The organism is Myroides sp. C1519 (genome assembly GCF_038039755.1).
GTDB lineage: Bacteria > Bacteroidota > Bacteroidia > Flavobacteriales > Flavobacteriaceae > Flavobacterium > Flavobacterium phaeum_A.
Genome location: NZ_JBBPHM010000007.1, coordinates 1 through 17,723, shown reverse-complemented (window position 1 = coordinate 17,723; position 17,723 = coordinate 1). Strand labels below are relative to the sequence as shown.

Genomic DNA, 17,723 nt, shown 5'->3' with positions numbered 1-17,723 from the left:
TTCACTTTAATTTTGAATAGACAAAGATAAAAAAAGAAGTTGCTTAAACCATTTTAGTCTAAGCAACTTCTGTGTATATATAGCAAAGTAGATTACTACTTTTTTCTTTCAATAACGTAATTAACCATAGTGGTTAACGCTTCTTTATAAGGAGAATCAGGAAAATCATTTAAAATAGCTAATGCCTCAAGTTGGTATTCAACCATCTTTTTGGTAGCATACTCCATTCCTCCCTTTTCTTTTACATAAGCAATCACTTCCTTCACGCGACGCTTATCCTCATTATAGTTCTTCACAGAATTAATTAACCATTTTCGGTCTTTCGGCTCAGAAACATTTAATGCATAAATCAACGGAAGAGTCATCTTTTGCTCCTTAATATCAATTCCCGTTGGCTTACCAATCGGCCCATCAGAATAATCAAACAAGTCGTCTTTAATCTGAAACGCCATCCCTATCAACTCACCAAACTTACGCATACGCTCTATAAGTTCAGCATTCTCTGGTTGAACAGCTGCCGCACCAAGAGAACAACACGCAGCAATTAATGTAGCTGTCTTTTGACGAATAATCTCGTAATAAACATCTTCAGTAATATCAAGTCGTCTTGCCTTTTCAATTTGTAATAACTCCCCTTCGCTCATTTCACGTACAGCCACAGAAATAATGCGTAATAAGTCAAAGTCACCATTGTCTATTGACAACAATAATCCTTTTGACAAAAGGTAATCACCTACTAAAACGGCAATTTTGTTTTTCCACAAAGCACTTAGAGAGAAGAACCCTCTTCGCTTATTACTATCATCCACAACGTCGTCGTGTACAAGAGTAGCCGTATGGATAAGTTCAATAACAGAAGCCCCGCGATAAGCGCGTTCGTTAACTTGTCCTTCTCCTGTCATTTTAGCCACTAAGAAAACAAACATTGGACGCATTTGTTTCCCCTTTCTATTTACAATGTAGTAAGTAATTCTATTCAGCAAGGCTACTTTTGTAGCCATTGAATTGCGGAACTTCTTTTCAAAGAGGTCCATCTCCTGCTGTATGGGCTGTTTTATTTGCTGTACTATATTCATTGTAACCAAAAATACGACTTTTTTATATCTATAGCTCCTTTCCTGTTAATAGATTTCACAATCACAAACAGCTAAAAAACAAGCATTTCTAACAAATCTTAAAATCGATTGAAAAAAAACGTCATTAAACCAATAATCTATATTACTTCTGTCAAAAGTAATTACGATTTATTAGCTAATTGACCACAAGCAGCATCGATATCTTTCCCTCTACTTCTTCTTACCACTACAGTAATATCATTTGCCTCTAAAGCTTTGATATAATTCAACGTTGCCTGTTCATCTGCTTGTTGAAACTCCCCATCATCAATTGGATTATACTCAATCAAGTTTACTTTACAAGGAACGTATTTACAGAATTTAACTAAGGCATCAATAGACTTTTTATCATCGTTAATTCCCTTCCAAATCACATATTCAAAAGTAACTCTACTCTTAGTCTTAGAATACCAATATTGCAATGAATCACGCAAATCAGTTAAAGGAAAACTTTTTGAGAAAGGCATAATACGGTTACGAATCTCCTCAATAGCTGAGTGCAAAGACACCGCAAGTTTAAACTTAACGCCATCATCTGCTAATTTCGTAATCATCTTTGGAATACCAGAAGTAGACACAGTAATACGCTTAGGCGACATACCTAATCCCTCTTCAGAAGTAATCTTATCAATTGCTTTTTGTACATTATTGTAGTTCATCAATGGCTCACCCATTCCCATAAATACAATATTTGACAATGGAATATTGCGATGTTCACGACTCTGACGGTCAATCGTCAATACTTGGTCATAAATCTCATCTGGATTCAAGTTACGCATACGTTTTAAACGCGCAGTAGCACAAAATTCACAATCCAAACTACATCCTACTTGAGACGAAACACAAGCAGTAGTTCTTGTAGCAGTTGGAATTAAAACAGATTCAACGACAAGGCCATCGTGAAGTTTCACAGCATTTTTAATAGTTCCATCTGAACTACATTGCATATTATCCACCTTTACGTGGTTAATCACAAAATTATCCATCAACATTTCACGTGTAGTCTTAGATAAGTTACTCATATCTTCAAAAGTATGAGCTCCTTTACTCCACAACCACTCGTAAACTTGGTTCCCTCTAAATGCCTTATCACCTTGAGCAACAAAAAAGTCTCTCAATTCTTCTTTCGATAAGCTTCTAATATCTTTTTTATCCGTTTGCATGCTGCAAAGTTAATTTATTTTCTTCTAATTTGGATTCCAAAATATAAATGAAAGTATCTTCCCAAATCGATTCATTTATACACCCTTACAAAAAAGGCACAATTAGCAATACACTTAAACAAAAAAAGCAGGTATTACTACCTGCTCTTTTAAATCTCAAATATAAATCAAAACTATGTAAACTTATTTTCTTGTAAACACATACAGAAAGTATGCCCTGTATTTTATGTATATCTTCATCCCTATTCCCGCTACCCTTATTCACTTCTTTAGGACATATTAAAATTACGAAATAATAAAAAAACAGCATTGATATTTGCTAATATTAACACCAGTTTTATAATAATATTATTATTTAAGAATCAAGTATTTACTTCATAAATAAACAGCTATTACATTTAGAATATGACCTACTAAAATTGTTCCATAAAAAAAGAGCTAACTATAATAGTTAGCTCTTTTGCTTATTGAATCGTTAGTTTATTCTTATAAGTTTTGGAAGAAGTCATTTCCTTTGTCATCAGTGATGATGAACGCAGGGAAATCTTTCACTTTAATCTTACGTACAGCTTCCATTCCTAATTCTGGGAAGTCAACCACCTCAACGCTTAAGATATTCTCTTTTGCAAGGATAGCAGCTGGTCCACCAACAGAACCTAAATAGAAACCACCGTGTTTTTTACAAGCATCAGTAACAGCTTGAGAACGGTTACCTTTAGCAAGCATAATCATACTACCACCTACAGCTTGGAAAGCATCAACGTATGGGTCCATACGTCCAGCAGTTGTCGGTCCAAAACTTCCTGAAGGCATTCCTTCTGGAGTTTTTGCAGGTCCAGCATAATACACTGGGTGATTTTTAAAGTACTCAGGCATTTCTTGCCCATTGTCTAACATTTCTTGGATTTTTGCGTGAGCGATGTCGCGTGCTACAATCACAGTTCCATTTAACATTACACGAGTTTTAATTGGATGTTTTGTCAATTCAGCCAATTGTTCTTTCATTGGTTTATCAAGGTCAATTACTACCGGCTCTTCTAAATGAGGAGCTGTCGCAGGTAATAATCTTGCTGGGTTAGTTTCTAATTGCTCAACGAATAATCCTTCAGCAGTAATTTTCGCTTTGATATTTCTATCAGCAGAACAAGAAACACCTAATCCAACAGGACAAGAAGCAGCGTGACGAGGTAAACGGATTACACGTACATCGTGTGTAAAATATTTACCACCAAACTGTGCTCCAATATGAGACTCTTGACAGATAAGTTGTAGTTTTTTCTCCCACTCTAAATCACGGAAAGCTTGACCTCCCATATTACCAGAAGTAGGTAGATTGTCATAGTACCCTGCAGATGCTTTTTTCACAGCAGCTAAGTTAGCCTCAGCTGACGTACCACCAATCACTAAAGCTAAGTGATAAGGAGGACAAGCAGCAGTACCTAAATCCATAATTTTTTCTTTGATAAACTCAGTTAAGTTTTTATCATTTAATAAAGACTTAGTTTTTTGGTACAAGAACGTTTTGTTAGCAGAACCTCCACCTTTTGCTAAGAATAAGAATTCATACTTATTCCCTTGTGTCGCATAAATATCAATTTGTGCAGGTAAATTTGAACCAGAGTTTTTCTCTTCAAACATACTAATCGGAACAATTTGAGAATATCTCAAGTTTTTCTTTTGGTAAGTTTCAAAGATACCTCTCGATAAACTCTCGGCATCATTAGAACCTGTATATACATTTTCACCTTTTTTAGCTACTACAATTGCAGTACCTGTATCTTGACAAGAAGGCAATTGCCCGTCAATAGCAACAGCTGCATTTTGTAATAAGTTATAAGCCACAAAACGATCGTTATCTGTCGCTTCTGGATCATCTAAAATAGCTCTTAACTTTTCAAGGTGAGCTGTTCTCAACATAAAAGAAACGTCAGTCATTGCCGTTTCTGCTAATAATTCAATCCCCTTAGGATCAACTACTAAAATTTCACGATCTCCTAATTTCTCTACTTTTACATACTCAGAAGATATCTTTTTGTACTGTGTATCATCCTTTAGGATTGGATACGGTTCTTGATATATGAAGTCCATTGAATTGTTAGTTTAATTTAACTTAGTAAAGTTACTAAATATACCCCTCAAACATTCTTAGAATAAGTCTAAATAACCAGCATTTACAAGGGTTTAACAACATTTTGAATTCATCTAAATAATTCATTTGCGAATGGAGTAAAAAGGTTATTACAACTTTTAAAGACAACCTCAACACTCTATACATCAAATCCATTATCTTTCTAATTTTAATAGAGTAAAACGCTATATTTCATACAATTAATTAAATTATTCTATTCACATTTCTTCTATAAAAACTTATTCATTAAGAAAAAAACACTTTACTAATTAGCGAGCAACCAACTATCAATTTACTCATTATCAAACTTAAAGGCTATTTACTTTAAAAGAAGATTAATAGCTCTCAAAAATCACAAAAAAAATCCTGAAGCATTACACCTCAGGATTTCTAACTATAAATGAGAACGTTTTTAAAGTTCAACTAAATACTTTTCATATAAGCAACTAATGATTCCAACTCTACATCAGTCATCTTTTTAGTAATTGCAAAATTTGCCTGCATTACAGCAAATTGAGAAGGTTCTACTATTGCTTCCTCATTACCTTTCAAAAATGAAACAAGGTCTGCATTATGCTTTTCATATACCTCAACAATTTCTTTGATACTTGGTCCAATCACTTTTTTATCTGCCATATGACAAGAAAAACAAGTTCCCTTTCCTTCAAATAACTTTTTACCCAAAGCTATTTTCTCTGTTTCAGACATCTCTGTCGCTCCACCTCTTTCTGATTCATAAACAGGTTCTGGTGCTTTCTTTTCTTCTTTATTACCACAAGCAAGCATACTCATAGCGGCAAAAACCACTAAAGCAGATTTTATAAATGTTGTCATATACTTTGTTTATTTGTTGTTCTTACAAAACTACAAAATCAGTACCAAAATATAGATTTGAAAAACATTCTATTTATTTAGATAAAATGACGTAATAAACGCCTCGTCTCTACTCCCTAAAATAAACAAAGCGTGCTTAAAATAATACAGAATTAGACACGTTTTAAAATGCTTCCTTGTATAGTGTATGTATACTGTATGTATAGTCAATGTATACTTCTTATGTAAAAGCATACATCCAATCTACATAAGGTATAGAAAAAATATACAAACAGACAGCATAACACTCAGATAATTTTATTTTAAGACTATATATTCATCCAAAATCGCCTTTAAAAATGCTGGTTTTAGTAAAAAATTAAAATGTTTATTCTCCTATCCATTCCTATTCCGCACCTCCCTACTACAGAAAAAAAAGCCCAATAAAAAAGGGTGTCCCAGTAGGACACCCTTCTCGTTATAACAATTGAAAAATTATTTATTCAATAAAATTGCCGCTTCTTTAGCAAAGTATGTTGAGATAATACTTGCCCCAGCACGTTTAATACAAGTCAATTGCTCCATCATAATTTGATCGTGGTCTAACCATCCTCTTTCTGATGCTGCTTTAACCATTGCATACTCACCAGAAACTTGGTAAACTGAAATTGGCACATTCACTGCATTTTTAACCTCACGTACGATGTCTAAATAAGCCATCCCTGGTTTTACCATTAAAATATCAGCTCCTTCTTCCACGTCATACAACGCTTCTTTTACTGCCTCTATTCTATTTGCATAGTCCATTTGATACGTTTTCTTATCTTTCGGAATCTCCATATTATCAACAGGTGCACTATCCAAAGCATCGCGGAAAGGTCCGTAAAAAGCAGACGCATATTTTGCAGAATAGCTCATAATTCCCACGTTTGTAAATCCGCTTTGATCTAACGCTTGTCTCATACGTAAAATACGACCATCCATCATATCACTTGGTGCTACGAAATCTGCTCCTGCTTCAGCGTGAGAAACACTCATTTTCATCAATGCGTCTACTGTTGGGTCATTGACAACTACTCCGTTTTCAATAATACCATCGTGCCCATAAATTGAATATGGATCTAATGCCACGTCAGGCATAACAATCATCTCAGGACAAGCGTCTTTAATTGCTTTAATAGCCGTTTGCATTAATCCGTTTGGATTCCACGCTTCTGTTCCTGCATTGTCTTTTAAATGCTCACTTACTTTTACGTAAATATTTACAGCGCGAATACCTAATGCATAAAGTTCTTTTACCTCTTTAACCGTTAAGTCAACAGAGCGTCTGAACATTCCTGGCATTGACGGAATAGCTTCTTGTACATTTGTTCCTTCTGCGACAAACATTGGAAACATAAAATCTTGTGGAGTCACAATAGTTTCTCTTACTAAACTACGAATAGACTCATTTGTTCTTAATCTTCTACCTCTTTGTAATGGAAACATAATCTTTATATTTTGATTAATGTCGATAGTTTACAGTTAACGGTTGACTGTTTATAGTGTTGAAACCGCAAACCACTAACTGGAAACTACGATGTGTTTTTAATATTGTTTATAGTTAACAGAAAACTAAATTGCCCATTCTCTTGGATTACCAAGTATCTCTAATAGTCGTGCCTCCTCGCTTCCTTCTTCAGGGTGGTGATCATACACCCACTGCACGTGTGGAGGTAAACTCATTAAAATAGACTCTATACGTCCGTTCGTTTTCAGTCCAAATAAAGTTCCTTTGTCGTGTACTAAATTAAACTCAACATAACGACCTCTTCTAATTTCCTGCCAATTTCTTTGTTCATCAGTATAAGGCAAGTCTTTGCGTTTTTCAACAATAGGCACATAAGCCTCTAAGAAGCTATTTCCTACCTCTGTTACAAAATCATACCATTGCTGTGAAGTCATTTCTGTCGTTTCTTCTAAACGGTCAAAAAACAATCCACCCACACCTCTTGCTTCGTTGCGGTGTGCATTCCAAAAGTACTCATCACATTGCTTTTTATACTGAGGATAAAACGCTTCATTGTGTTTATCACAAGCCGTTTTACACACAGAATGAAAGTGAGTCGCATCCTCGTCAAATAAGTAATAAGGCGTAAGGTCTTGTCCTCCTCCAAACCAAGAACGAACTACATTTCCTTGTTTATCATACATTTCAAAATAACGCCAATTTGCGTGAACAGTTGGCACCATTGGACTTGTAGGGTGAATAACTAAACTCAATCCACAAGCGAAGAAATCAACATCTCCTACATTAAAATACTTTTGCATTGAAACAGGTAAAACGCCGTGAACAGCAGAGATGTTTACTCCCCCTTTTTCAAATACATTCCCATTTTCAATGACACGCGTTCTTCCACCTCCCCCTTCAGGGCGAGTCCACAAGTCTTCTTGAAACTTAGCTTTTCCATCAACATCCTCTAACCCTTTTGTAATTTGGTCTTGTAGTTGTTGTATATACTGATAAAATTTTTCTTTCATACTAAATAATCTACGATACAGCCTATCCCAAACAATAGCATTGTACTGATGTACAACTTTGTTATGGTCATAAACTGATTAGTCTTTTTATTGTGCTCTATTACGTTGATCGCAAACAAAAACAGATAGGGTAAAACAACAGTGATACTCAAGACTAAAAAGAAGTGATGAATAGGTATAAACTCTGGACAATACGGCTCACGCATTTCGACGAAATTCGCATACATTAAATAGATTAATAGCACACACCATATACCAAAAGTCAGTATAACTCCTTTTCTTAAGTAATGCATTTCCCCTTTTATAATTGGCTAATCTTACTCATTATATCAAATGAAAACATTTTGCTTTCATCCTGAATATATTGATAGACTGCCTTTGCTTTTGGCTTTAAAGCAACCTCTTTTTTAGCCCATTGAACTAAAATATCTGCAAATTGCTCCATTTTATCCCAAGCAAAATTAAGTCGATGTAAATGTTGTGCTAATTCCTTATCTGCCATTGTCAACATATGTTCATAACTCAACCCTACTTTCTTTAACTCCTCATCTAAGTCTTCCATAACTTTTTTGTCCTCTGGTACAAAACCAATAGACGACAATTTCATAACGATAGACTCAATGCGTCTATCCTCTTCACTTTTTATTCCTTTATTTAGCATAAACGATATGGTATAAAAAGACAGAAAAGTTTACAATTAACTCGTAAACCTTTCTGTTTATATTTATTATTTCTGTTCGTATTCTTTCACAGCTTCGATAAAAGCTTTTGCGTGGTCAACAGGGATATGAGGTAAGATACCGTGTCCTAAATTCACGATATATTTATCTTTTCCAAATGCATCAATCATTTCGTGTACCATCTTTTTGATAGTAGGAATTGGCGACATTAAGCGGCTTGGGTCAAAGTTTCCTTGTAAAGTAATATCTCCACCTGTAAATAAACGAGCATTTTGTGGGCTACAAGTCCAATCAACTCCTAATGCAGATGCTTTAGATTTTGCCATTTCAGGAAGCGCGAACCAACATCCTTTACCAAAAACGATAACAGGAGTAATCTCTGATAACGCCTCTACAATTTGATTAATATATCTCCAAGAAAATTCTTGATAGTCAACCGGAGATAACATTCCTCCCCAAGAGTCAAAAATCTGAACAGCGTTTACCCCTGCTTTTACTTTTTCTTTTAAGTATAAAATTGTAGTATCTGTAATTTTTTGTAACAATGTATGTGCTGCAACAGGGTCAGAAAAACAGAATCCTTTTGCTAAATCAAAGCTCTTAGAACCTTTCCCTTCTACTGCATAACAAAAGATAGTCCAAGGAGAACCAGCGAATCCAATCAATGGCACCTCATCATTCAACATTTCCTTCGTTACTTTAATAGCATCCATTACATATCCTAATGTCTCTTCAATATTAGGAACAATCACTTGCTCAACATCTTTTGCAGAACGAATAGGGTTAGGTACCCACGGTCCAACACCTGGTTTCATTTCTACATCAATATTCATCGCCTGTGGTACTACTAAAATATCTGAGAATAAAATTGCAGCATCTGGTTTTACAATACGAATTGGTTGTACTGTAATTTCAGCCGCGATCTCAGGCATTCTACAACGTGTAAAAAAATCATATTTATCTCGTAAGGCACGAAACTCTGGTAAATATCTACCTGCTTGGCGCATCATCCACACAGGTGGTCTTTCTACTGTTTCTCCTTTTAAGGCTCTTAAGAATAAATCATTTTTAATCATTTCCTATAGATTTTAATACGTCAATTTTTAGCTGACTTTATTGATAATATTTGACACAAGCTTGTAATGTTGCTTCAACTGTTGGTTGTTCTGCCAATACAATATTTTGTGTTACTTCTTTTAATGCTTCTGCTGTTGTATCTCCAATACAAAAACACACCTCATCGGTAATTGTATTTAACTGAAGATAGCTCTGAATTGCCGATGGGCTGTAAAAACACAGTCCATCAACCTTATCAGATATTTTATGGGGACTCAATACTGTTTCATAAACTTTAAACTCGTTAAAGTGAATATTATTCGCTCGAAATGCATCTGGTAAAACATCTCGGCGCATACTCCCACTAAAAAAAGTGATTGTATCGTGTTTAAAGTCCTTTATCAAAATAGGAGCTAAATCTTTTGCATAATGTGCCCAAGCTTTTACTTCCCATCCATTTTGTTCTAATAATTCTTTGGTCTTAATCCCTACACATAGTGTCGGTTTTGATTGCAACACTGCCAACTCATCAATTTGTAAAACACTGCGCACAGCATTTTGACTTGTAAACAACAAGTATTCATTCACCTTTGTTAAGTCAAAAGGAATCGCCTCTGTTGTTATAAAGTCGGCTTGTAAAAGTGTACAAGTAGCGTTATTCCACCCTTGTAAATCTTTTGCTTTTACTTTACGTGTAGATAAAATTGTAGGAATTACAGACATATTATTTTTTTAATTGCTCGCGCAACTTCTCCATTAACACACTTCCTCCGTTTTCAAGAATCTCTTTAGCGGCAAAAAAACCAAGCTTTTTCCATTCTTCAATTGGAACAACTTTATTAACTTCAAACTTTTCTTTTCCATCTAAAGAGAATAACACCCCTTTAAAATTGATTGTATCATCGTGGTCATTATAAGTAGCTAATGCACCAATTGGAGCCGTACACCCACCTTCTAACGTACGTAAAAACTGACGTTCGATATGCGTAGCCATTTCCGTTTCATAGTTGTTCAACATAGAAACAGCTTCCATTGCAAAACTATCGTCACTGTTTACAACAACAACCATAGCACCTTGTGCTGGAGCAGGAATCATCCAATCTAAGTTGATATAATTTTTAGGTTTCTTTTTAATACGATCTAACCCCGCTGAAGCGAAGATTGCACCATTCCAATCGTTGTCTTCTAATTTTTGCATACGCGTATTTACATTCCCACGTAAATCAACTATTGTATGTTTAGGAAAACGGTTAAGCCATTGTGCTTTTCTTCTCAAACTACCTGTTGCAACAACAGCTTCTTTGTCTGGATTAAGAAAATCAACATCACCTTTATGTAATAAGATATCAACAGAGTTAGCACGTTTTAAAACAGCCCCTTGCACAATACCTTCAGGTAACATAGTAGGCACGTCTTTCATCGAATGCACTGCAATATCGACTTCTTTCTTAATCATGGCTACATCAAGGGTTTTTGTAAAAATACCCGTAATACCCATTTCATATAGGGGTTTATCTAACACTAAATCACCTGTAGATTTAACAGGTACTAATTGAGTTTGATAACCTAACTTCTTAAGTTCACTTTCAACTTTGTTTGCTTGCCATAAAGCCAGTTCACTATCACGTGTACCGATTTTGATAACTCTATTCATTATGATTGGATTCTAATTGGAAAACTTTTTCTATCCACTCTATACTTTGGTCAACCACTGTTTCTTCGTGGCGAAGGTGGTTAGCAAAGTGAGTAGTAATTTTTTGAATAATACGCATACTGATAATCTCAGCTTGCTCACTGTCGAAATTATCAATTTTCTTCTTTTGATAATCTAATTCACCATCTTTTATTTCCTCTAATTTAGATTTTAAAGCGTGAATCGTAGGGGCGAATTTGCGCATTTTAGTCCAAGCGATAAACTCTTTCATTATCTCTTCAATAATTTCTTCTGCTTGGGGAATAAATTCTTTTCTTCTCTCGATTGTTTTATCTGTCATTTGAGATAAATAATCAAGGTGTATTAGCTCTACATTATCCAGTGTTCTCACATCCTCAGAAACATTCATCGGAATAGATAAATCTAAAATAACAAGAGGTTTATTTAAGCTTAATAACGCTTTATCAACAGTTGGCTTCTGTGCTCCTGTAGCCACAATCAACACATCTGCTTTGCGAATTTCAGATTGTAAATCAGCATAATCTTTAACGATTAAATTAAACTTACCTGCAACCTCTAAAGCTCTTTCTTTTGTACGATTAATTAAAGTAATATGATCGTTCTTCGTGTGTTTTACAAGATTCTCACACGTATTGCGCCCTATTTTACCCGTTCCAAACAACAAGATATTCTTGTTAGATATGTTTTCAACGTGGTCCATTATATATTGTACAGAAGCAAAAGATACAGAAGTAGCACCAGAGCTCAACTCTGTTTCATTCTTAATGCGTTTACTTGCTTGAATTACAGCGTTAACTAAACGTTCGAAGTAGTTTGTAGTTAACCCTTTTTCTTTCGATAAATAGAAGGCATTCTTAATTTGACTGATAATCTCAAAGTCCCCTAAAATCTGACTATCTAACCCTGTACCTACTCTGAACAAATGTTCAATAGCCTCACGTGTTTTATACACATAAGCAACATTGCGGAAATCATCCACAGTACCATTACTATTATCACAAAGTAATTTAATCAGTTCAAAAGGGTGTTGTGCAAAGCCAAATATCTCAGTTCTATTACAGGTAGAAATCACAATTAAACTTCCGATTCCTTCATTCTTGGCTTGATTCAATAGATTATCTTTGGCTTCATCACTTAGACTAAACTTCCCACGCATTTCGGCGTCTGCTTTCTTATAACTTAAACCAACTGCATAAAAAGTAGCGGATTTAGCCGTATCTATTTTGTCCATACTATATCGTTATTTCAAAAAAGTAAACAAATTTAGGATTAATGAATCGACAAAAGTAACGCTGGAGGGACTATTTATATCGCTAAGAGAAATATCAAAAAAAAAGAATCATATTCCGTTATAATACAGTACATTTGCAGGCATAGCAAGGGCTTTAACAAAGCTTAATTAGAGTCTTTCTAAATAAAAAGTATAACAATAAGTTTTTTCTATTAACCATAAAATATCGCTATGAGTCCAACTGAAGAAATTATTATAGACGAACATTTTTCAATACTGCGTTTTGAAAACACAACCCAACAATCTATTCGCTTTGAAAGAGAAATGGGCACAGATGTCATTCAATTCTACTTTGGTTTAAAGGGAAATGGGAAGTTTATATTTAACCAAGGAGCTTATGCACTGGCTCTTAATGAAGAAAAATCCCTTATTCTTTATAACCCACAAAAGAAATTACCGGTTCATCTTGAAATAGCGCCAAACACTTGGATTATTAGTGTATTGATCTCTATTAAAAAATTCCACTCTCTTTTCTCAACAGAAGCAGAGTTTATTGGTTTTTTGACTCCGGAGAATCAAGACAAGAAGTATTATGGCGAAGAAGACATCACCCCTTCAATGGCGATTGTTTTGAACCAATTGTTCAATTTCTATATGAATCCTTCAATCAAAAAACTTTATTACACAGGAAAGATATACGAGTTATTAAGCTTGCTTTTTAACCAAAACGAAGACCAAAACTTAGATAATTGTCCTTTCTTATCTGACGAAGATGACGTTGTAAAAATCAAAAAAGCAAAGGATATTATAATAAGTAAAATGGCAGAACCACCAACATTGCAAGAATTAGCGGATATGGTGGGAATTAATATTAAGAAATTAAAATTAGGCTTTAAACAAATTTACGGAGACTCAGTATTTAGTTTCTTATTTGATTATAAGATGGAATACGCCAGAAAATTATTAGACAACGGTTCTTATAATGTAAATGAAGTAGGGTTGAAAATTGGCTACAGCTCAGCAAGCCATTTTATCGCTGCTTTTAAAAAGAAATTTGGTACTACTCCAAAAAAATACTTAATGTCTCTAAACTCAAACAATTAAACAATGCAAGGTATATTATTAGTAAACTTAGGGTCGCCAAAAACACCCACTGCAAAAGATGTTAAACCATATTTAGGAGAATTCTTAATGGATGAAAGGGTAATTGATATGCCTTACATCTTAAGAGCTCTATTAGTTAAAGGTATTATTTTAAACACAAGACCTAAAAAGTCGGCAGAAGCTTACAAGAAAATATGGTGGCCAGAAGGCTCTCCTTTAATTGTGATTTCACAACGTCAACACAAAAAAGTGCAACAAAAGGTTGATATTCCAGTTGAATTAGCTATGCGTTATGGCGAACCATCAATCAAAACTGGATTAGCAGCTTTACACGCTCAAGGTGTTGATGATGTATTAATGATTCCATTGTACCCACAATTTGCAATGGCTACTACAGAAACAATTGATGTATTAGCAGAAGAAGTTAGACAAAAACACTTCCCTGCAATGAAAGTAACAAGCTTCCCTGCTTTTTACAACAAAAAAGAATACGTAGATGCATTAGCACATTCTATTCAATCACATTTAGAAGGATATGACTATGATCATATTGTTTTTTCATACCACGGAGTACCAGAAAGACACATTAGAAAATCAGATGTTACGAAAGGACATTGTAAAATAGATGGTTCTTGTTGTGTTACAGCATCAAAAGCGCACGACTTTTGCTACAGACATCAATGTTTAGAAACAACACGCCAAGTAGTTGAAAAATTAAACATTCCGGCAGACAAATACACAAACTCATTTCAGTCTCGTTTAGGAGCAGACAAATGGTTACAACCACCTACAGATGCAACTGTAAATGGATTAGCAGAAAAGGGAATTAAGAAATTAGCTGTTGTAACACCAGCCTTTGTAGCAGACTGTTTAGAGACTTTGGAAGAGATCGGAATGGAAGCACACGAAGAATTCATCAAACACGGAGGAGAAGAATTTAGAACAATTCCTTGTTTAAATGAAGACGAGATGTGGATAGACGCATTAGTTACTTGGATTAAAGAATGGCAAAATAAATAATCATGTTATACTTTTACCTCAAAGCCCTACACATCATTTTCATTGTATGTTGGTTTGCAGGACTATTTTATATCGTACGCTTATTTGTTTATTATGCTGAAACAGCAGATAAATCAGAAATAGAGCAAAAGATTCTTAGAGATCAGTACACCATAATGACCAATAGGCTTTGGAACATTATTACGTGGCCTGCTGCGGTGTTAGCTACTGCTTTTGGAGTTGGAATGTTTATTTACAGTCCTGCTTTATTACAAATGCCGTGGATGCACATCAAATTATTGTTTGTTGTTTTATTAATTGCTTACCATTTGCAATGTCACAAATATGTGCAACAAATAAATAAGCGAACATTGACAAAAACGTCTTCTTATTTTAGATTGTGGAATGAAGGAGCGACACTTATTTTATTTTCTGTTGTATTTTTAGTAATTTTAAAAAGTACTTTTAATTGGATCTTTGGCGTGGTAGGATTAGTTGGCCTTTCTGTTTTATTAATGATAGGCATTAAATTTTACAAACGCGTGAGAGAACGCAACAATAGATAATGAAAGATGAATTTATATTGAAGAATTTCTCGTTGAGAAACAGAATATTCTTTTCATTAATTTTCCTGAGTATAATATCTTCTGTATTGATTTCAGCAGTATCTGTTTATCAATTCAGAGAAGAAGCGCGTACCTATCACCAGTATCGATTAGAAAGAAAGGAAAGCTCAGTTAATGAAAATATAAATTACATCCTCACCACAACTACATATCCTCTAAACACAGAGAATATTCCTCTTATCTTTAGAGATAAGATTCACGAATTAGCGGCAATTCACAATACAGAAATTAATATACACGACTTAACAGGTAACCTCTTGATCTCATCAAGAGGTACTTTTTCTGTCGACAGTATTCCTAAAAACATATCCCCTTTAATCTTAAAGACTATACAGTCGGCACCAAACAAGCGATTTGTTGATATTCAAACAATTGACAACAACAGAATCCGCATTGCCTATAGTTTTCTAAAAGACCTAAAATTTAAGCCTTTGGGAATTATCAAAATTCCTTATGAAGAGAAGACAGAATTTTATGAAAATGAGATTAAAAACTTTATGATAAAGTTCGGACAAGTGTATATAATTATGCTAATTATGTCCATTGCTATATCTTACTTCCTATCCAACTATATTACACAAAGTTTAAAGAACATTAGTATAAAGATAACAAGTACTAAACTTGGGCAGAAAAATGAGAAGATTGAAATGTCTTCAACCAGTAAAGAGATTTCAACCCTTATACAAGCCTATAATGATATGGTTGAAAAACTTGATGAGTCGTATCTCAAACTTGCTCAAAACGAACGAGAGCAAGCTTGGAGGGAAATGGCAAAGCAAGTTGCTCACGAGATTAAAAACCCATTAACACCAATGAGGTTAACGGTACAGAGTTTTGAAAGACGATTCAATCCAGAAGATCCTAATGTAAAAGAAAAACTAAACGACTTCTGTCAAGTTTTAATTCAGCAAATAGACACAATGACCTCTGTGGCTACAGCATTCTCAAGTTTTGCTTCTATGCCAGCACAACAAAATGAAACGATCGATGTTGTAAAAGCAGTGCAACTTTCATTAGATATCTTTAATGAAAACTTCATACATTTTGAAAGCACTGATAAAGAGATCATTTCCAAAATAGACAGAACACAACTAATCAGAATTATTACTAACTTAGTCAAAAATGCAATACAAGCTATCCCTGATGACAACGAAAAACCTCAGGTAAATGTTAGTATTTCAAGAACAAGTGAAAACGTTATTATTCAAGTTTCAGATAATGGAACTGGAATAACAATTGAAGATAAAACTAAAATATTTGAACCTAAGTTTACTACAAAATCAAGTGGTATGGGACTTGGATTGGGTATTATTAAAAATATTATCACCAATTACAACGGTACCATTACATTTGAAAGTGAACTAAATGTAGGAACTACATTCATTGTAACATTACCAATAACTAAAACTTAAAAACATATATTATGGATTTTGAAAATATTCTAATCGAGAAAGAAGGTAATTTAGCCATAGTGACGATTAATCGTCCAACTAAACTAAATGCACTAAACAAGCCTACTATTGAAGAATTACACCAGGCTTTAAAACAAATTGAAAAAGATAAAGATACAAGAGTTATCATCTTGACTGGAAGTGGAGAAAAAGCCTTTGTAGCAGGAGCAGATATCAAGGAATTTTCAAACTTTGGACAAAGTGCAGGTTCTCAATTAGCATCTAAAGGACAAGAGCTTTTATTTGATTATATTCAAAATTTAGGTAAACCTGTAATTTCTGCCATTAATGGCTTTGCATTAGGAGGAGGATTAGAATTAGCAATGGCTTCTCATTTTAGAGTTGCTTCAAAAAATGCTAAGATGGGATTACCAGAAGTAACATTAGGTCTTATTCCTGGTTATGGAGGAACACAACGTTTACCACAATTAGTAGGAAAAGGACGTGCAATGGAAATGATTATGACTGCACAAATGATTGATGCAGAAACAGCGTTAAATTACGGCTTAGTTAACCACGTTGTAGAACAAGACGAACTTTTAGACTTCACAAAGAAGATAGCATCTAAAATAGCTTTAAATTCAGCCACTGCAATTGCCAAAGCAATCAAATCAATCAATGCAAACTTCAAAGAGAATGTAAATGGTTACCACGAGGAAATCAAAAACTTTGGAGAATGTTTCGAAACAGAAGATTTTAAAGAAGGAACAACGGCTTTCTTAGAAAAAAGAAAAGCAAATTTCACAGGACATAATTAATTACAAAAGAGGTCAGATATATATCTGACCTCTTTTGTTTATTCACTACTCCTTATATGACCTTGAGCAATAAAAAAAGCCTCTTGATTTCTCAAGAGGCTTTCGTTGGCCTACTAGGACTCGAACCTAGAACGACTGAACCAAAATCAGCTGTGTTACCATTACACCATAGGCCAGTACCAATCATTTCAAAAGCGTTATTACTTCTTCAATGCGAGGGCAAAATTAGCACATTTTTCTATTCTTGCAAATATTATTTAAACTTTTTGTTGTTATTTTCCCCAGTAAAACCGTAACCCATTCATTCTCAATAATACGATAAGAAAACTTTAACAAATAATTTTTAGACATAAAAAAAGCCTCTTGATTTCTCAAGAGGCTTTCGTTGGCCTACTAGGACTCGA

17 protein-coding genes and 1 tRNA gene are annotated in these 17,723 nt (G+C 34.4%); 5 read left to right on the top strand and 13 right to left on the bottom strand.

Annotation, left to right across the window (positions count from 1 at the left end; translation table 11 throughout):
• Positions 1 to 95: 95 nt before the first annotated feature.
• The 12 genes from AABL81_RS05675 to hemA form a co-directional block, all read right to left on the bottom strand.
• Positions 96 to 1,076: a polyprenyl synthetase family protein gene (locus AABL81_RS05675; protein WP_158209918.1), complete on the bottom strand. Its 981-nt coding sequence runs from the start codon at positions 1,074 to 1,076 to the stop codon at positions 96 to 98.
• 161 nt (positions 1,077 to 1,237) lie between these two features.
• Positions 1,238 to 2,278 carry a 23S rRNA (adenine(2503)-C(2))-methyltransferase RlmN gene (gene rlmN, locus AABL81_RS05670; RefSeq protein ID WP_158209917.1) on the bottom strand — a complete coding sequence of 347 codons (1,041 nt, stop codon included), beginning with the start codon at positions 2,276 to 2,278 and terminating at the stop codon, positions 1,238 to 1,240.
• A 486-nt stretch (positions 2,279 to 2,764) separates the two neighbouring features.
• Positions 2,765 to 4,366, bottom strand: a complete 1,602-nt coding sequence (locus tag AABL81_RS05665; protein WP_158209916.1) for a fumarate hydratase — start codon at positions 4,364 to 4,366, stop codon at positions 2,765 to 2,767.
• Between the two features lie 463 nt (positions 4,367 to 4,829).
• Positions 4,830 to 5,240: a c-type cytochrome gene (locus AABL81_RS05660; protein WP_341340543.1), complete on the bottom strand. Its 411-nt coding sequence runs from the start codon at positions 5,238 to 5,240 to the stop codon at positions 4,830 to 4,832.
• Positions 5,241 to 5,714: 474 nt separating this feature from the next.
• A complete protein-coding gene (gene hemB, locus AABL81_RS05655) occupies positions 5,715 to 6,707 on the bottom strand; it encodes a porphobilinogen synthase (RefSeq protein ID WP_341340542.1) in 993 nt (330 codons plus the stop codon).
• 126 nt (positions 6,708 to 6,833) lie between these two features.
• The gene (gene hemF / locus AABL81_RS05650) at positions 6,834 to 7,739 is read right to left on the bottom strand and encodes an oxygen-dependent coproporphyrinogen oxidase (RefSeq protein WP_158209914.1); all 906 of its coding nucleotides are present in this window, start codon (positions 7,737 to 7,739) and stop codon (positions 6,834 to 6,836) included.
• Positions 7,736 to 8,032 carry a hypothetical protein gene (locus AABL81_RS05645; RefSeq protein WP_341340541.1) on the bottom strand — a complete coding sequence of 99 codons (297 nt, stop codon included), beginning with the start codon at positions 8,030 to 8,032 and terminating at the stop codon, positions 7,736 to 7,738. The genes hemF and AABL81_RS05645 overlap by 4 nt, the downstream gene beginning before the upstream one ends.
• 8 nt (positions 8,033 to 8,040) lie before the next feature.
• Entirely contained in the window at positions 8,041 to 8,400 is a 360-nt protein-coding gene (locus tag AABL81_RS05640) for a hypothetical protein (protein WP_158209913.1), read from the bottom strand.
• A gap of 66 nt (positions 8,401 to 8,466) precedes the next feature.
• On the bottom strand, positions 8,467 to 9,495 hold the full coding sequence (hemE, locus tag AABL81_RS05635) for a uroporphyrinogen decarboxylase (RefSeq protein WP_090409448.1): 1,029 nt from the start codon (positions 9,493 to 9,495) through the stop codon (positions 8,467 to 8,469).
• Positions 9,496 to 9,532: 37 nt separating this feature from the next.
• Positions 9,533 to 10,198 (bottom strand): uroporphyrinogen-III synthase, encoded by a 666-nt coding sequence (locus AABL81_RS05630; RefSeq protein ID WP_341340540.1) that lies wholly within the window; start codon positions 10,196 to 10,198, stop codon positions 9,533 to 9,535.
• Position 10,199: 1 nt separating this feature from the next.
• A complete protein-coding gene (gene hemC / locus AABL81_RS05625; RefSeq protein WP_158209910.1) occupies positions 10,200 to 11,129 on the bottom strand; it encodes a hydroxymethylbilane synthase in 930 nt (309 codons plus the stop codon).
• Positions 11,122 to 12,381, bottom strand: a complete 1,260-nt coding sequence (gene hemA / locus AABL81_RS05620) for a glutamyl-tRNA reductase (protein WP_158209909.1) — start codon at positions 12,379 to 12,381, stop codon at positions 11,122 to 11,124. Before hemA ends, hemC begins: the two co-directional genes overlap by 8 nt.
• 231 nt (positions 12,382 to 12,612) lie before the next feature.
• On the opposite strand from hemA, the gene AABL81_RS05615 reads away from it, so the two are divergent.
• Genes AABL81_RS05615 through AABL81_RS05595 form a run of 5 tightly spaced genes read left to right on the top strand, consistent with a single transcriptional unit; the run spans position 12,613 to position 17,319 of the window.
• Positions 12,613 to 13,485 (top strand): helix-turn-helix transcriptional regulator, encoded by an 873-nt coding sequence (locus AABL81_RS05615; protein ID WP_158209908.1) that lies wholly within the window; start codon positions 12,613 to 12,615, stop codon positions 13,483 to 13,485.
• Positions 13,486 to 13,488: 3 nt separating this feature from the next.
• On the top strand, positions 13,489 to 14,505 hold the full coding sequence (gene hemH / locus AABL81_RS05610; protein ID WP_341340539.1) for a ferrochelatase: 1,017 nt from the start codon (positions 13,489 to 13,491) through the stop codon (positions 14,503 to 14,505).
• A 2-nt stretch (positions 14,506 to 14,507) separates the two neighbouring features.
• Positions 14,508 to 15,050, top strand: coding sequence for a CopD family protein (locus tag AABL81_RS05605; RefSeq protein WP_341340538.1), 543 nt, complete (start codon positions 14,508 to 14,510; stop codon positions 15,048 to 15,050).
• On the top strand, positions 15,050 to 16,522 hold the full coding sequence (locus AABL81_RS05600) for a sensor histidine kinase (RefSeq protein ID WP_158209905.1): 1,473 nt from the start codon (positions 15,050 to 15,052) through the stop codon (positions 16,520 to 16,522). The genes AABL81_RS05605 and AABL81_RS05600 overlap by 1 nt, the downstream gene beginning before the upstream one ends.
• Positions 16,523 to 16,533: 11 nt before the next feature.
• Positions 16,534 to 17,319 (top strand): enoyl-CoA hydratase/isomerase family protein, encoded by a 786-nt coding sequence (locus AABL81_RS05595; protein WP_341340537.1) that lies wholly within the window; start codon positions 16,534 to 16,536, stop codon positions 17,317 to 17,319.
• 105 nt (positions 17,320 to 17,424) lie between these two features.
• Here AABL81_RS05595 and AABL81_RS05590 read toward each other — a convergent pair.
• Positions 17,425 to 17,495 (bottom strand) — tRNA-Gln (locus AABL81_RS05590).
• Positions 17,496 to 17,723: the final 228 nt, after the last annotated feature.